General features: G+C 72.3%; 14 protein-coding genes and 1 pseudogene. 11 read left to right on the top strand and 4 right to left on the bottom strand.

Features of this window, described 5'->3' with window-relative positions; genetic code table 11:
• Window positions 1-393: 393 nt before the first annotated feature.
• Both UK12_RS18830 and UK12_RS45075 read right to left on the bottom strand, forming a co-directional pair.
• Window positions 394-864 carry a transposase gene (locus UK12_RS18830; protein ID WP_197084983.1) on the bottom strand — a complete coding sequence of 157 codons (471 nt, stop codon included), beginning with the start codon at window positions 862-864 and terminating at the stop codon, window positions 394-396.
• A gap of 94 nt (window positions 865-958) precedes the next feature.
• Window positions 959-1585 (bottom strand): annotated as a pseudogene (locus tag UK12_RS45075) (tyrosine-type recombinase/integrase); the annotation flags it as partial.
• Between the two features lie 90 nt (window positions 1586-1675).
• Here UK12_RS45075 and UK12_RS18825 point away from each other — a divergent pair.
• Window positions 1676-3268, top strand: a complete 1593-nt coding sequence (locus UK12_RS18825; protein ID WP_045304186.1) for a phytoene desaturase family protein — start codon at window positions 1676-1678, stop codon at window positions 3266-3268.
• 572 nt (window positions 3269-3840) lie between these two features.
• Here the strand turns inward: UK12_RS18825 and UK12_RS18820 are convergent.
• Complete coding sequence (locus UK12_RS18820; protein ID WP_045304185.1) at window positions 3841-4776, bottom strand: SDR family oxidoreductase; 936 nt, start codon at window positions 4774-4776, stop codon at window positions 3841-3843.
• 122 nt (window positions 4777-4898) lie between these two features.
• Here UK12_RS18820 and UK12_RS18815 point away from each other — a divergent pair, with 122 nt between their 5' ends.
• Window positions 4899-5483 (top strand): TetR family transcriptional regulator, encoded by a 585-nt coding sequence (locus UK12_RS18815; RefSeq protein ID WP_045304184.1) that lies wholly within the window; start codon window positions 4899-4901, stop codon window positions 5481-5483.
• Window positions 5484-5543: 60 nt separating this feature from the next.
• Here UK12_RS18815 and UK12_RS45070 read toward each other — a convergent pair whose 3' ends face one another.
• Window positions 5544-5822 (bottom strand): alpha/beta fold hydrolase, encoded by a 279-nt coding sequence (locus tag UK12_RS45070; RefSeq protein ID WP_045304183.1) that lies wholly within the window; start codon window positions 5820-5822, stop codon window positions 5544-5546.
• 165 nt (window positions 5823-5987) lie between these two features.
• Here UK12_RS45070 and UK12_RS18805 point away from each other — a divergent pair, with 165 nt between their 5' ends.
• Genes UK12_RS18805 through UK12_RS18765 form a run of 9 tightly spaced genes read left to right on the top strand, consistent with a single transcriptional unit; the run spans window position 5988 to window position 13817 of the window.
• Window positions 5988-6311, top strand: coding sequence for a hypothetical protein (locus tag UK12_RS18805; RefSeq protein ID WP_045304182.1), 324 nt, complete (start codon window positions 5988-5990; stop codon window positions 6309-6311).
• Window positions 6304-7011, top strand: coding sequence for an SDR family NAD(P)-dependent oxidoreductase (locus UK12_RS18800; protein WP_045304181.1), 708 nt, complete (start codon window positions 6304-6306; stop codon window positions 7009-7011). Before UK12_RS18805 ends, UK12_RS18800 begins: the two co-directional genes overlap by 8 nt.
• A gap of 21 nt (window positions 7012-7032) precedes the next feature.
• Complete coding sequence (locus UK12_RS18795; RefSeq protein WP_045304180.1) at window positions 7033-8400, top strand: ANL family adenylate-forming protein; 1368 nt, start codon at window positions 7033-7035, stop codon at window positions 8398-8400.
• Window positions 8397-9431: a hypothetical protein gene (locus UK12_RS18790; RefSeq protein WP_045304179.1), complete on the top strand. Its 1035-nt coding sequence runs from the start codon at window positions 8397-8399 to the stop codon at window positions 9429-9431. Before UK12_RS18795 ends, UK12_RS18790 begins: the two co-directional genes overlap by 4 nt.
• The gene (locus UK12_RS18785) at window positions 9428-10453 is read left to right on the top strand and encodes a polysaccharide deacetylase family protein (RefSeq protein ID WP_045304178.1); all 1026 of its coding nucleotides are present in this window, start codon (window positions 9428-9430) and stop codon (window positions 10451-10453) included. Before UK12_RS18790 ends, UK12_RS18785 begins: the two co-directional genes overlap by 4 nt.
• The gene (locus UK12_RS36715) at window positions 10440-11240 is read left to right on the top strand and encodes a class I SAM-dependent methyltransferase (protein WP_052681984.1); all 801 of its coding nucleotides are present in this window, start codon (window positions 10440-10442) and stop codon (window positions 11238-11240) included. The genes UK12_RS18785 and UK12_RS36715 overlap by 14 nt, the downstream gene beginning before the upstream one ends.
• The gene (locus UK12_RS18775; protein ID WP_045304177.1) at window positions 11237-12415 is read left to right on the top strand and encodes a glycosyltransferase family 4 protein; all 1179 of its coding nucleotides are present in this window, start codon (window positions 11237-11239) and stop codon (window positions 12413-12415) included. Before UK12_RS36715 ends, UK12_RS18775 begins: the two co-directional genes overlap by 4 nt.
• The gene (locus UK12_RS18770) at window positions 12412-13167 is read left to right on the top strand and encodes an endonuclease/exonuclease/phosphatase family protein (protein ID WP_197084982.1); all 756 of its coding nucleotides are present in this window, start codon (window positions 12412-12414) and stop codon (window positions 13165-13167) included. Before UK12_RS18775 ends, UK12_RS18770 begins: the two co-directional genes overlap by 4 nt.
• The gene (locus UK12_RS18765) at window positions 13164-13817 is read left to right on the top strand and encodes an FkbM family methyltransferase (protein WP_082119743.1); all 654 of its coding nucleotides are present in this window, start codon (window positions 13164-13166) and stop codon (window positions 13815-13817) included. Before UK12_RS18770 ends, UK12_RS18765 begins: the two co-directional genes overlap by 4 nt.
• Window positions 13818-13824 lie beyond the last annotated feature (7 nt).

Here is a 13824-nt window from a genome sequence, read left to right as displayed (position 1 = left end):
GTGGCTTGCTTGTCGGCTGTTCCGGCTGGTTTTGGGCATACGCGGGCAGGGCGTCCCGTGGGTCAAGGCGGAGCGCCCGCAGGCGGAGCCGAGGACGAACGGCCTTGAGGCCGGGCGGCGGCTCGCGATGATGTTGGTGCCGGAAGTGCTCGTGTGGTGGTGCGGGGTTCCTGGTGGGGCTTGTGGTGGGGGTGTTTGGTGTCGTCTCCAGGGTCCGGGCGGTGCCGGGTGGGCAGGTCGTGGGTACGGCTGCCGGTCATCCCTTCGCCCCGGGGTGGGGCATGGAGCGGTGCGGCGTGCGGCCGGGCGGGGTCAATCAGCGGGGCGACCTCGCCGCCTTGGCGGGGGTCAGACGTTGCGCGGCCTCGCGCCCGGACGCGGCACGGTGCCTGGTCATGCTGCGGCCTCGTCTCGACGTAGGGCGCGGATCTCGCCGTCGCGCAGGCCGTAGTAGACCAGGGTGAGTAGCTTGCGGGCCACCGCGACGGTGGCGATATTGCGGCCGCGTCGTTCGGTGATGGCGGCCCGGGTGGAGGTGAGCCAGCTGCCGGAGGGAATCCTCTGGACGGCCTCGATGGCGGCCCAGCGCACGAGCGGGGAGCCCTGCTTGGTGATGCGTCCTCGGTGGACCTTGGTGTCCGACTCGCGGTGACGTGGTGTCATACCGGCCCAGGAGCACAGGTGAGCGGCATCGGAGAAGCGGTCGACCTCGCCGATCTCGGCGGTGAGAACGGCTGCGAGCGTGGGGCCGACGCCGGGCAGGGTGCACAGTGCGTGGTAGCCGGTGTGGGTGGCGAGGCGGGCTCGTAGCCACCTGTCGGCCAGATCGATCTCGAAGTCGTAGGCGTCGATGAGGCGGAGCATGGCGTTCGCGCGGGCCCGGATCGGACCGTCCGAGGGTACGGCGGATGCTGGCAGTGCCGCCCGCGAGGTCGAGGTCTTTCCAACGCAGCCCCAGGAGTTCGCCCTTGCGGAGACCAGTGCGCAGGGCGAGTTCGAACAGTGCCTGAAGCCGGTGGCCGTGGGTAGCGGCGAGGAACTGACGTGCCTCGTCGGCGGTGAGTGGCTCGAAGCGGCGGGGTCGGGGTGTGCCCATGCGGACGTTGCGGGCGACGTTGCGCGGGATCTCCTCCTCGCGGACGGTGTGCTCCAGCGCGGACTTGAGCACGGAGTGGACGTAGGCAAGGGTCAGCGGGGAGAGCCGCTTGCCGCAGCACTTCCCGATCGCGCAGCAGCGCGGCCGACCGGCTGCCTCCGGTGCGTTGGGGTCGCGGCCGGCGTCGAGGCCGCGTGCGCAGCACTGGCGGCGGGTGCGGAGCTGGTCGAGCCAGGTGCGGACGTCCTTGGCGGTGAGTTTGGCGAGCTTCTTCCGCCCGAGGCCGGGTATGAGGTAGAGCCGGACGCAGGCGGTGTAGCGGGTGTGGGTGTTCTCGCGGAGGCGGTGGACGGCGACGGTCTCAAGCCAGTACGTCAGGTGTACGCCGAGGCTGCCCTGGGCGGTAGGGGCGGGGACGCCGCGGTTGCTGGTGGCGATCTTCTCGGTGAGCTCGCCCGCTCGGCGATTCCTCGGACCGCTCGCGGACATACATTTGCTGTACTCGCGCGTCTCCGGACATCGTCGAATCCGGACGTCGGCCCACTGGTCAACACCAGCGCGCCCTGATAGGACGGGCGCATGCAGCCCGAGTTCGCTCCTGGCACCGCACCGTCGCCGCCCGGTCGCTCCAGCTACGACGCCGTCATCGTCGGCGGTGGCCACAACGGCCTGGTCGCCGCCGCCTATCTGGCCCGCGCCGGGCGCAGCGTGCTGGTCCTGGAGCGGCTCGGCCGGACCGGCGGCGCGGCCGTGTCCACACGGGCGTTCTCCGGTATGGAGGCACAGCTGTCCCAGTACTCCTATCTGGTGAGCCTGCTGCCCAGAAAGATCATCGCCGAGCTGGGGCTGAGCTTCGCCGTGCAGCGGCGGCGGATCTCCTCGTACACTCCGACCGTGCGCGGCGGCCGGTCGACCGGACTGCTCGTGGATGGTTCGGACCAGGCGCGGACCGCCGCCGGCTTCCGTGAACTGACCGGTTCGGAAAAGGAGTTCGACTCCTGGAGCGAGTTCTACGGTATGACCCGCAGGGTGGCCGAGCGGGTCTTCCCCTCGCTCACCGAACCGCTGCCGAGCCGCGCGGAGTTGCAGCGGCGGGTGGCTGACCCGGAGGCCTGGGAGGAACTCTTCGAGCGGCCGATCGGCGAGGCTCTGGAGCGCCGCTTCGCGGACGACCTCGTCCGGGGGCTGGTCCTGACCGACGCGCTGATAGGCACCTTCACGCATGCCCACGATCCGTCACTGCGTCAGAACCGGTGCTTCCTCTACCACGTGATCGGCGGTGGCACCGGGGACTGGGACGTCCCGATCGGCGGCATGGGCGCGCTCACCGAGGCGCTGGCCGACGCGGCGCGGGCGGCAGGTGCGCAGCTCCGCACCGGTTGCGAGGTGACGGCAGTGGCCACCGATGGCACCACTGCGGAGGTGACCTACCGCGCCGGGGACACCGAGCACCGGGTGGGGGCCCGGCAGGTGCTGTGCAATGCCGCGCCGCAGACCCTGGCCCGGTTGCTCGGCGAGCGGCCGGCCGCCCCCGGGCCGGAGGGCTCGCAGCTCAAGGTGAACATGCTGCTGCGGCGGCTGCCACGACTCCGGGACAGTTCGGTGGACCCACGGGAGGCCTTTGCCGGAACCTTCCATATCGCCGAGTCCTACCGCGAGTTGGAGGCTGCGTACCGGGACGCCGCAGCCGGACGGCTGCCTGCGGCCGCTCCCTCCGAGATCTACTGCCACTCCCTCACCGACCCCTCGATCCTCGGCCACGACCTCGCTGCCCAGGGCTACCAGACCCTCACGCTCTTCGGGCTGCATCTGCCGGCCCGCCTCTTCGCGGACGGCGGCGCCGCGATCCGCGACGCGGCGCTCGAAGCCGTCCTGGAGCCGCTCAACGCGTTCCTGGACGAACCACTCGCAGACTGCCTGGCGACGGACGACCACGGACGCCCGTGCATCGAAGTGAAGAGCCCGTTGGACCTGGAGCACGAGCTCGGCCTCCCCGGCGGGAACATCTTCCACCGGGAACTGGCCTTCCCCTACGGTCATGATGTCGGCGACCGCTGGGGCGTGGCGACCGCCCACGCCAACGTCCTGCTGTGCGGGGCGGGCGCCGTACGAGGCGGGGGCGTCAGCGGTATCCCCGGGCACAACGCGGCGATGGCCGCGCTTGGCCGGTAGAGCGGAACTTCCTTACCGGGCAACGGAGATCGGTGCCCGGGGACACCGCATGGTGTGCTGATCGGTGCCGTCTCCCCGCAGGGATGTTCCATGACCGGCCGGGCCCCTTCCCGCCATCGTGGACCGCGGCCACCGTAGGTGGGGGAGGCCCGGCTCTGCCTGTCAGGTCGTCAGTTCGCCCCGGGGTGTTGCCGTGGAGAGCGGGTCGTGGCGGATGTAGTACTCGGTGGAGAGCAGCCGTTCCCGGAAACTCCACGGGCACGACTGCACCGTAGCCAGGGAGCGGGCAGCACGGAGGGCATTCCCCGAACTCCACTGCCAGCACTGATCGGTGTGCCGGCCAGCCGTTCTCGATCTCAGCGGGCTTCCATGTGCACACAGAGCGAAGGAGTGTCCGTCGGGCTTCCAAGGTCGAGGCTCCGCCGTGTAGTGGTCACCCCGGTCCGACGAGTTCGCCGGTCATCGGGCCCAGGTCATCGAGCCCATCGGTCGACCGGGATGTCCACTGCGGTTCAGACGGCACCCGGGGGGATCGGCGAAGCCGGGAGGCCGATCCCCCCGGGTGCGGCTGGTCATGCGGACGGGGTGTGGAAGTAGTGGCCCTGGTCGAGGTCGTCGAGGAGCCCGGGATGTGCGGGCTGCCACCCCAGCAGTTCGCGGGTCAGCGTGTTCGAGGCCGGGCTGTCGGCCGCGAGGAAGCCGGCCAGCCAGCCGAAGTGCTGGCCCGCGTCCTCGGGGTTGGTGGCGGCCACCGGCAGTTCGAGGTGCCGCCCGATCACCTCGGCGATGTCGCGGACCGGCACGCCCTGCTCCGCGACCCCGTGCAGCGTCGATCCCGCCGGGGCCTTCTCCAGCGCCAGACGGAAGAGGCGCGCGGCATCGAGCCGGTGCACGGCGGGCCAGCGGTTGGAGCCGTCGCCGATGTAGCCCGAGACACCCTTGCTGCGGGCGATCCCGACCAGGGTCGCGAGGAACCCGTTGTCTCCGTCACCGTGAACCGTCGGAGCAAGCCGCACAACGGACGAGCGGACGCCGTGGGAGGCGAGGGCGAGCGTCAGCTGCGCATTGGCCATCCGGGCCTGCGGGCCGCCGGCCGGAGCCTTCGCACCCGGCTCGGGAGCATGCCCGTCCCGTTCGGTTCCCACCCGACCCGGTGCGAGCCCGAGCACCCCGGAGGCGATGACGAACGGTCGATCGGAGCCCGCGAGCGCCTCGCCGAAGGCCTCGATGGCGCGGCGATCCGCGTCGGCGGCGCCTTGGTAGTCGCCCGAGAAGGCGATGTCGTGCTTGAACGCGAGGTGGATCACGCCGTCCGACGCGGCGGCTGCACTCCGCAGGGTGTCGAGGTCGTCGAGGGTGCCCCGGTGCACCTCGGCCCCGGCCGCGGTGAGGGCGGCGGCCGAGGCGTCCGAGCGGGCGAGCCCGACGACCTGATGGCCCGCGCCGATGAGCTCGGGAACGACTGCGGAGCCGATCCAGCCGGATGCGCCGGTGATGAGAACGCGCATGGGAAGCCTCCAGTTCGGTCAGCCGTCCGGCGGCGCAGAGCTTGCGCCGGGACGACCGATGTCAGTGACTGTCATCAGCGTACATGTGATGGCAGCTGCTGTCATCACATAGGATCAGGGGCATGAGTCGATGGGAGCCGAACGCGCGCGGCCGGCTGGAGCAGGCAGCACTGGAGCTCTACCTTGAGCGCGGATTCGAACAGACCACCGTGGCGGAGATCGCCAAGCAGGCGGGACTCACGGAACGGACGTTCTTCCGGCACTTCGCCGACAAGCGCGAAGTCCTGTTCGCGGGCGCGGGATCGCTGCAGGAGCTCTTCGTGAACGCCGTCGTCGGCGCACCTGATTCCATGGCGCCGATCGACGCCGTGGCCGCGGCCCTCGAAGCTGCCGCCGCCCCGTTCCGGGAGCGCCGCGAACACGCCCGGCAGCGCCAGGCCGTCATCGCGGCGAACGCAGAGCTCCGGGAGCGCGAGCTGATCAAGCTCGCCTCGCTCGCCTCCGCGATCGCCGACGCGTTGCGCGGACGCGGCGTCACGGAGCCGGCCGCGAGTCTGGCTGCCGAGACGGGGATCGCTGTCTTCAAGGTCGCGTTCGAACGCTGGATCAACCCGGTCGACTCGGCCGACTCGATCAACCAGCCAGACCTGTCGCAGCTCATCCGGGAGTCGCTCGACGAGCTCAAAGCCGTGACCGCGGGCAGCTGACCACCGGCCACGGGTCGAGCGTGACGTCGCGACGGCCGCCGGCCTGCCCGCTCCACCCGGTCAGCGGGCCCCACTTGTCGCCCGAGTGGTGATCAGATCGCGGAAGGCGCGCGCGATGCGGGCCGGGTGCTCCTCCATAGAGACGTGGCCGGCGTCCGGCAGGACCAGCAGCCGGGCGTCGGCGATCGCCGGACGCTCGAACTCGCCTGCCACCTCGCGGAAGATGTGCACCGACTCGGCTTCCAGGGCGTCGAGGTGCGAGAGCACCTGGGGATGGCTCCGCTCGGAGGCCGGGAGTTGGCGGTCGGCCGGTGTGCGGATGTGGTTCGAGGCCGTCATGCGATGCCCTCTCGACAATCATTGACGGTCGGTCAGACTGTGACGGTGGCATTGACGGGCCGCATTCAACAGCGTAGCGTACACCCACTGTCTCCGACTGTTCTTGTTGTTTTGCCGACCCACTTCGTCTCATAGCGTTGTCCGTGAGAAGGGTTCTGCCGGCACATGACGCGCGAAACGGTCATTCTCCGTCTTATCTACGAAGCCATCGATGTCGTGAACGAAGGGCTGCCGCCCGGCGCGACCCTGGAAAAGGCTCCGGAACTAGCCCTGTTCGGTGCGGAGGGCCGGCTCGACTCGCTGGGGCTGGTGGAGTTGCTGGCCGAGACCGAACTCAGACTCCAGGACGAGTTCTCGGTTTCGGTCTCGCTCGTCGACGACAAGGCGCTATCGCAGCGGAACAGCCCGTTCCGGTCTGTTGCTTCGCTGGCGAACTATGCGGCGGAAGTGCTCGGTTCGGAGCTTCCCGGGAGGGGGGCGGGTGAGTGAGCATGACCGGGTCATCGTCATCACGGGTTCGCGCAAGGGGATCGGCCGGCACCTGGCCGAGACCTTCGCCCGGCGCGGCTGGCACACCTACGGCTGCAGCCGGCAGCCCAGCGATCTGGACGACGAGCACTACACCCACGCCTGCCTCGACGTGGCCGACGAGCCCGCGGTCACGCAGCTGTTCCGTACGGTCCGGGCCCGGCACGGCCGGCTGGACGCCCTGGTGAACAACGCCGGCATCGCGTCCATGAACCTGGCGATGACCACACCCGTGGCCACTCTCGAACGAGTGCTGCGCACCAATGTGGTCGGCACGTTCCTGTTCTCCCGCGAAGCCGTGAAACTGATGCGCCGTCAACGCCACGGGCGTATCGTCAACTTCTCCACCATCGCCGTCCCGCTCAAGCTGGAGGGGGAGAGCGCGTATGTGGCGTCGAAGGCGGCGGTCGAGGCGATGACTTCGGTACTGGCCAAGGAATACGCGGCCTACGGAGTCACCGTGAACACGATCGGCCCCCCGCCGATCGACACGGATCTGGTCCGCGGCATTCCACCGCAGAACCTCGCGGAGCGCGTCCTGGACCGGCTCGCCTTTCCCCGTTTCGGAGAACTGGCGGAAATCACCCACGCGGTGGACTTCTTCCTCAGTGAGCGAGCCGGAATGATGACCGGCCAGACGCTCTACTACGGCGGTGTCTGAACCCCGATCGTCGGAGAATCGATGGACACAGGATTTCTGATCGGCGACCGGCCGGGAAGTCGGGAGAGCGACTTCATGAGCTGGCGCGACCGGGGTTACTCGTACTGCTGGCTGATTGCCGCCATCGCCGACTGGCACTCCCGCTTCGACCGCCTTTCGCTTCCCGCGGGCGCGGTCGTGACGGTGGAGTCGGACTACTCGCCCAACACCACGGCCCTGCTGCTCGCGCTCCTGGAGCGGGACGCGATCGTCGCCCCGGTCGACCGGGACGGGCCGGCGGCGGTGGCCGCCGGGATCGCCGCCGTCGCCCCGGTCTGGGGCAGCGTCGGCATCGACGCGGCCGATGGCTGGACCATCACCCCGGGCACCGCGCCACAGCCCCCGGTGCACCCGCTGATCGCGCAACTGCGCGGGCGCGGGCGGCCCGGCCTGCTGCTGCTCACCTCCGGTTCGTCCGGGCGCCCGAAGGCGGTGCTGCACGATGCCGACGCCCTGCTCGCCCGGTTCAGGCAGCCGCGGCCGCCGCTGCGGATGCCCGCCATGCTGGTCTTCGAGCATCTGGGCGGCCTGAACACGCTGTTCCACACGCTGGCCACCGGCGGCACGCTGTACGCACTGCCGGACCGCCGGCCGGACACGGTGTGCGCGGCCGTCGCGCGCCACCGCATCGAGGTGCTGCCGACCTCGCCCACCTTCCTGCAACTGATGCTGCTCAGCCGCGCCCACGAACGCCACGACCTCGGCTCCCTGGGCCTGATCACCTACGGCTCCGAGGCCATGCCGCAGGCCACCCTGGACCGTCTCGACGCCGCCCTGCCCGGTACCCGGATCAAGCAGACCTACGGGCTGATCGAGGTCGGGGCGTTCCCGTCGCACTCCCGGGCCCGCGAGTCGCTGTGGCTGAAGCTCGACGTCGAACACCGGGTGGTGGACGGCGTGTTGCAGCTGCGGACCCCGGCCGCGATGCTCGGCTACCTCAACGCGCCGAGCCCCTTCACCGCAGACGGCTGGTTCGTCACCGGCGACCTGGTGGAGCGCGACGGCGAGTACCTGCGCATCCTCGGCCGGGCGTCGGACCTGATCAGTGTCGGCGGTGACAAGGTCTTCCCGCAGGAGGTCGAGGCGGTGATCCAGGAGCTGGAGTGGGTCCGGGACGTCCGCGTCTACGGCGAGCCCAACGCCCTGATGGGCGCCGTCGTCTGCGCCAGGGTGCGGGTCGACGCCCCGGCGGATCCGCGCCGGAGGGCCGGCGAGGTGAAGCGCCACTGCCGGGCCCGGCTGCCCCGCCACCAGGTGCCGGTCAAGGTACTGGTCGGCAGCGCCGGGCTGCCGACGAACCGTGGCAAGAAGCTGCGGTACGTGCCGCCGGCCGCGGAGGCGAGCCGATGAGCCCGGTCCGCGTGGTGACGGCGGACGACGAGCCGGCCCTGGTCGACTTCCTCGGCACCTTCCCCGGCGAACGGCGCGGCCCGGCGTTCTGGCAGGACCGGCTCGCTCTGTGGTGGCACCGCAACCCCGCCTTCACCGGCGCGCAGCCGCGCGGCTGGCTGCTGCACCAGGCCGGCGCGGTCGTGGGCTTCCTCGGCAACGTGCCCTCCCACCTGCAACTGGACGGCAGGCCGGTGGAGGTCTGGAACGCCACGACCTGGCGGGTGCGGGAGGAGTTCCGGGGCGAGAGCCTCGCGCTGCTGTTCGCCCACGCCACGGCCGCCCGGGGCGGCGTGGCCGTGTACTCCACCCCGAACGCCCGGGCACGGCTGATCATGGACCGGCTGGGCTTCTCGCCGCTCCTCGGCGGCGACTCGACCGTGAGCCTGCTGCCGGCCGGCCCGCTGAGCAGGACCGGGCCGGCCGCCCGCGCCTACGCCGCCCGGCTCGGCATCACCCCGCGCCCCGGCACCGGGAGCGAACCCCGCACACCGCCCGGCTGCGAAGCCGTCGTGCTACCCGACACCGACGAGCGCTTCGACGCCCTGTGGGAGCGGACCGGCCGTCAGTTCACCGGCGCCGCGCTCCGGTCCGCCGCCACCGTCCGCTGGTACTGCTTCGCCGGCGCCCACCACCGCAAGATCCTGCTGGCCGCGCTGAGGGACGGCGCGCTGTGCGGCTTCGCCGTCGCGCAGCGCGTCGAGGCCGAGGGGGTGTCCGTGCTGCGGCTGCGCGACCTGTGGGCCGACTTCTCGGACACCGACGCCATCGACACCCTGTGCCTGGGCGCGGCCGCCGAGGCCGGGCGCGCGGGCTGCGCCCTGGTGCACGTCCCGCCGCTGGAGCCGCGCGTCACCCGGCGGCTGCGCCGGCTCGGGGCGTGGCAGGGCGCGGCACCGCCACCGACCGGACGGCTGCGCGCCCCGGCCGGCCTGCTGCCCGACCCCCCGAGCCTGTACGTCTCCGAGAGCCTGGGTGACACCGGACTGTGACCGACATCCTCCCGCCCCCGCCGGGCACCGCCGCCGTCCTCTGCTACCACGGGGTGTCCGCGGACGCCGTCGACCCGGACGTGCAGACCGTGCAGGTGCCCGCCGAGACGTTCCGCGAGCAGCTCGACCAGCTCGCCCGCAGCCACGAACTCGTCCCGCTCGACGTGCTCGCCGACCACCTGCTGGACGGCCGGCCGCTGGGCGCGCCCAAGGCGGCGATCACCTTCGACGACGGGTACCGCAACGTCCTCGACGTCGCCGAGCCGCTGCTGCGCGAGCGACGGATCCCGTTCGCGGTGTTCGTGAGCACCCGTCACATCACCACCGGCGAGCGGTTTCCCACCCACGTGCTGCGCGCGGCACTGCACACGGCGCCGCCGGGCGAGGTGCGGCTGCCGAGCGTGGCCCGGACGTACCGGCTCGGCGACCGCAGCTCGCGGCGGCTGGCCGTGGCCGACCTGCTGCCCGTGCTGAAGGCGGCCGACCTGCGGGTGGTGCACCGCCTGGTCGGGGAGCTCAAGGGCCTGCTGCCGGCCGACGACTGGCCGGAGGTCGAGCGGAGGTTCGCGGCCGACACGGTGCTGGACTGGGCCGGGGTACGCGCGCTGGCCCGGGCGGGAGCCGAGATCGGCTCGCACGGCCACGACCACGCGATCCTGCACGAGCGCGAGAGCCCGGCCGAGGTGCGCCGCCAACTGGCCGACAGCAGGCGGCAGATCGAGACGCTGTGCGGGCCGTGCCGGTACTTCGCCTACCCCAACGGCGGCACGGCCGACATCGGGCCGTACGCGGCGCGCCAGGTCCCGGCCGGCGGGTACCGGCTGGGCCTCGCCGCGGTGCGCGGCCTGCTCACCGCCGAGGCGGCCCCGAACCTGCTGCCGAGGATCTTCGCCCCGGCCGAGCCCGGCCGGCTCCCGTCGCGCCTGGGCGAGGCGGCGGCGGCCACCGCGCAGTATCTGTCCTGGCAGCGGGGCCTCGGGGCACCCCGGACGAGAGGAGCGAGTGACGATGGGGGCAGGTAACGAGCGGGCCCAGCCACCGACCGGCGCCGACCGCGACCGAGCGGCACTGGCCGGGCGCTACCGCAGCGCGGGCGTCGCCCGGGCGTACAGCCGGCGGGCGCCGTACCCTCCCGAGGTCGACGAGATCCTGCTCGGCCTGCTCGGTTCGCAGCCGCGGATCGTGCTGGACCTGGGCTGCGGCCCCGGCACACTGGCCCGCCGGCTCGCCCCGCACGTCCGGCGGGTCGACGCGCTGGACGCCGCGCCGCAGATGATCGCCGAAGGGCGCCGGCTGCCGGGCGGTGATCACCCCGCCATCCGGTGGATCTGCGCCACGGCCGAGGAGTTCGACACCGACGAGCGGTACGGCCTGATCACGGCCGGGCGGAGTCTGCACTGGATGCGCTGCGAGATCGTCCTGCCGCACTGCCGCCGCCTGCTCACCGACGCCGGTGTGCTGGCGGTGCCCAGGAGCACCCGGGAGGTGCCGTGGCGGGCCGCCGAGGAGCGCTACCTGGCCGGCTGGGCGACCTCCCGCCCGCGCCGGGACATCACCGCCGAGCTGGAGCGGCGGGGGCTGTTCCAGCGGCAGGGCGAGCGGACCACACCGCGGCTGACGGTCCGTCAGCCGGTCGAGGACTACATCACCTCCTTCCACTCCAGGGAGGCGTTCCGGGTGGAGGACCTCGGCCTGGAGCGGTCCCGCGCGTTCCGCGAGGGCTTCCGCAGGCTGCTGCGCCCGTACGCCCGGGACGGCGTGCTCAGCTTCACCGTGCTCGGCCGGGTGACCTGGGGACGTCCCGCGTGAGCGGCCCGGGCGGACGCCGCGTGGTGTTCCTGATCGAGGCGCTCACCACCGGTGGTGCGCAGCGGCAGCTCTACAACCTGGCCGTGCAGCTCGGCGGTCTTGGCCACCGGGTGTCGCTGGTGGCGTACCACCTGGTCGACTACAACCACCGCGACCACTTCCGGGGCCAGTTCGAGCGCGCGGGTGTCCAGGTGACGGAGGTCCCGGTGATGCCGCCCTGGCGGCGGCTGCGCGCGCTGCGGCGGATCGTGCGGGCCGCCGAACCGGACGTGGTGATCGCCTTCCTGCGGCGGCCCGGCCTGCTGGCGGAGCTGACCGGCCTGCCCGCGCGGCGGTTCGCGCTGATCGTCTCCGAGCGCACCGGGAAGGAGGGCGGACGCAGCGTGCGGGATCTGACGTACTTCCAGTTCCACCGCCTGGCGGACGCGGTGGTGGCGAACTCCGTGCACCTGGAGCAGTACGTCCGGGGTGCGGCGCCGTGGCTGGGCCCCCGGCTGCGGCAGATCACCAACAGCGTCGACCTGGAGCACTTCCGGCCGGCCGACAGCCCGCCGCCCCCGCACGGGGCGCTGCGGGTGCTGGCGGTCGGCCGCTTCCGCCCGGAGAAGAACTTCCTCGCGCTGGCCGCCGCGCTGCGGCTGCTGCGCACCACCGACCCGGCGCTCGAGGTCACCGTCGACTGGTACGGCAACAACTTCTTCCGGGGGCAGACGCCCTCGGAGCGCTCGCGCCCGTACCTGGAACTGCTCGACGTCCTGCGCCGGTCCGGGCTGGAGGAGGTCTTCCGGGTGCACCCTCCGGTCACCGACGTCGTCCCGCTCTACCAGCAGGCCGACGTGCTCTGCCTGCCCTCCCGGTACGAGAGCCTGCCCAACGTGGTGTGCGAGGCGCTGGCCTGCGGCCTGCCCGTCCTGGCGAGTGCGGTCAGCGACAACCACCGGCTGGTGCGGGAGGGCGAGAACGGCTTCCTCTTCGACCCGCGCGAGCCGCACGGCATCGCCGAAGCCGTCCGGCGGTTCGCGAAGCTCTCCGCCGACGAGCGGGCCGCCATGGGCCTGGCCGGGCGGCGCCTGGCCGAGGAGCTGCTCGCTCCCCGGACGGCCGCGGGCCGGTGGGCGGAGCTGATCGAGGAGGTCGTCACGGCCAAGCGGGCGGCTCGGCAGGCGGGATGGTGAGCGCCGCGCAGCCGAGGTTCGTGGTCTGCTCGCTGAACCTCTGGCGGACCCGGCGCTGGCCGGACCGGGCGCGGCCGCTGGATGCGTTCCTGCGCGGCCACCGCCCGGACATCCTCGCCGTCCAGGAACTGTCGCCCGAGGTCCGGACGGCGATCGACGCGTCGCTGGAGGGTCACGACCGGGTGGCGGACGCGTTCCCCGGCTGGAGCAGCGAGAGCACCATCTACTGGCACCGCGGCCTGTTCGAGCCGGTGGCGTACGGGCGCGAGGACATCGGGCAACCGGAGGCGGAGCGGGGGCTGTACTGGGTCCGCCTGCGCCGGTGCGACGAACCGGCCACGACCCTGGTGGTCGCCACCGCCCACTACACCTGGCCCGGCCACCCGAGCGAGCTGCGCACCGGTATCAGCCCGCGCCCGGCCCAGGCCAGGGCGACCGCGGCGGCGCTCGCCCGGATCGCCCCGGCGCGCGAGGCCGTGGTCTTCACCGGGGACCTCAACGACTTCTTCCATCCGCTGCGGGTACTGCGCGAGGCCGGCCTCGACGACTCCTTCTCGGCCCTCGGCCGTACGCCGCGGCCCACCATCCCGTCGGTGCCGACCGCCGGTGGGATACCCAGCGTCGCCGACTGGATGCTGCACCGGGGACCGATCGCGCCGATGTCCACCGAGGCGGTGGACTTCTTCGTCGACGGCCTCTCCCCGTCCGACCACAAGCCCCTGATCACCACCTACCGGATGGAGACGCCATGACACGGCCAAGCCCCATGGCGGGGCCGGGCTGGCCGGCGCAACGCCTGCGCGCCCTGGCCGGCTGCCCGCGGACCGTGGTCGACGTCGGGGTGTCCCAGGGCACGCCGGTGCTGTACGAGGCGTTCCCGGACGCCTACCACGTGCTGGTCGAGCCCCGGGCGGAGTGCGAGCCGCAGCTGCGCGAGATCCTGCGCGGTGTGCGGGGCGAGTACCACCTGTGCGCCGCCGGGCGCCAGGAGGAGATCCGGGACCTGCGCCTGGAGCCGCGCCGGGCGGGTCGCAGCTCCTTCCTCGAACGCACCGCGCTCACCGCGACCGGAGACCCGCTGGAGGCGCGCGCGGTACCGGTGACCACGCTCGACGCGCTTCGGACGGCCGGCCGGCTGCGGCCGCCGTACCTGCTGAAGCTCGACACCGAGGGCTTCGAACTGGAAGTGCTCGCGGGGGCACGGGAGTTCCTGCGGGACACCGAGCTGCTGATCGCCGAGGTGTCGGTCGCCAGGCGCTTCACGGGCGGCTACCGGTTCGCCGACTTCACCGCCGAGGCGGCCCGTCTCGGCTTCGTCCTGTGCGATGTGCTGGAGGTGGTGCGGGATGCCCGGTCCGACGAAGTCAAGTACGTCGACGCCGCCTTCCGGCGCGAGCACTGAGCCGCCG

The organism is Saccharothrix sp. ST-888 (genome assembly GCF_000955975.1).
GTDB lineage: Bacteria > Actinomycetota > Actinomycetes > Streptomycetales > Streptomycetaceae > Kitasatospora.
The sequence above is the reverse complement of the archived record's forward strand: the minus strand, read 5'-3'. Positions and strand labels throughout refer to the sequence as shown.

Bases quoted from the DNA above. Each gene is read 5' to 3' on its own strand.
- UK12_RS18830 (WP_197084983.1), bottom strand. From the start codon at position 864: ATGCTCCGCCTCATCGACGCCTACGACTTCGAGATCGATCTGGCCGAC.
- UK12_RS18825 (WP_045304186.1), top strand. From the start codon at position 1,676: ATGCAGCCCGAGTTCGCTCCTGGCACCGCACCGTCGCCGCCCGGTCGC.
- UK12_RS18820 (WP_045304185.1), bottom strand. From the start codon at position 4,776: ATGCGCGTTCTCATCACCGGCGCATCCGGCTGGATCGGCTCCGCAGTC.
- UK12_RS18815 (WP_045304184.1), top strand. From the start codon at position 4,899: ATGAGTCGATGGGAGCCGAACGCGCGCGGCCGGCTGGAGCAGGCAGCA.
- UK12_RS45070 (WP_045304183.1), bottom strand. From the start codon at position 5,822: ATGACGGCCTCGAACCACATCCGCACACCGGCCGACCGCCAACTCCCG.
- UK12_RS18805 (WP_045304182.1), top strand. From the start codon at position 5,988: ATGACGCGCGAAACGGTCATTCTCCGTCTTATCTACGAAGCCATCGAT.
- UK12_RS18795 (WP_045304180.1), top strand. From the start codon at position 7,033: ATGGACACAGGATTTCTGATCGGCGACCGGCCGGGAAGTCGGGAGAGC.
- UK12_RS18790 (WP_045304179.1), top strand. From the start codon at position 8,397: ATGAGCCCGGTCCGCGTGGTGACGGCGGACGACGAGCCGGCCCTGGTC.
- UK12_RS36715 (WP_052681984.1), top strand. From the start codon at position 10,440: ATGGGGGCAGGTAACGAGCGGGCCCAGCCACCGACCGGCGCCGACCGC.
- UK12_RS18765 (WP_082119743.1), top strand. From the start codon at position 13,164: ATGACACGGCCAAGCCCCATGGCGGGGCCGGGCTGGCCGGCGCAACGC.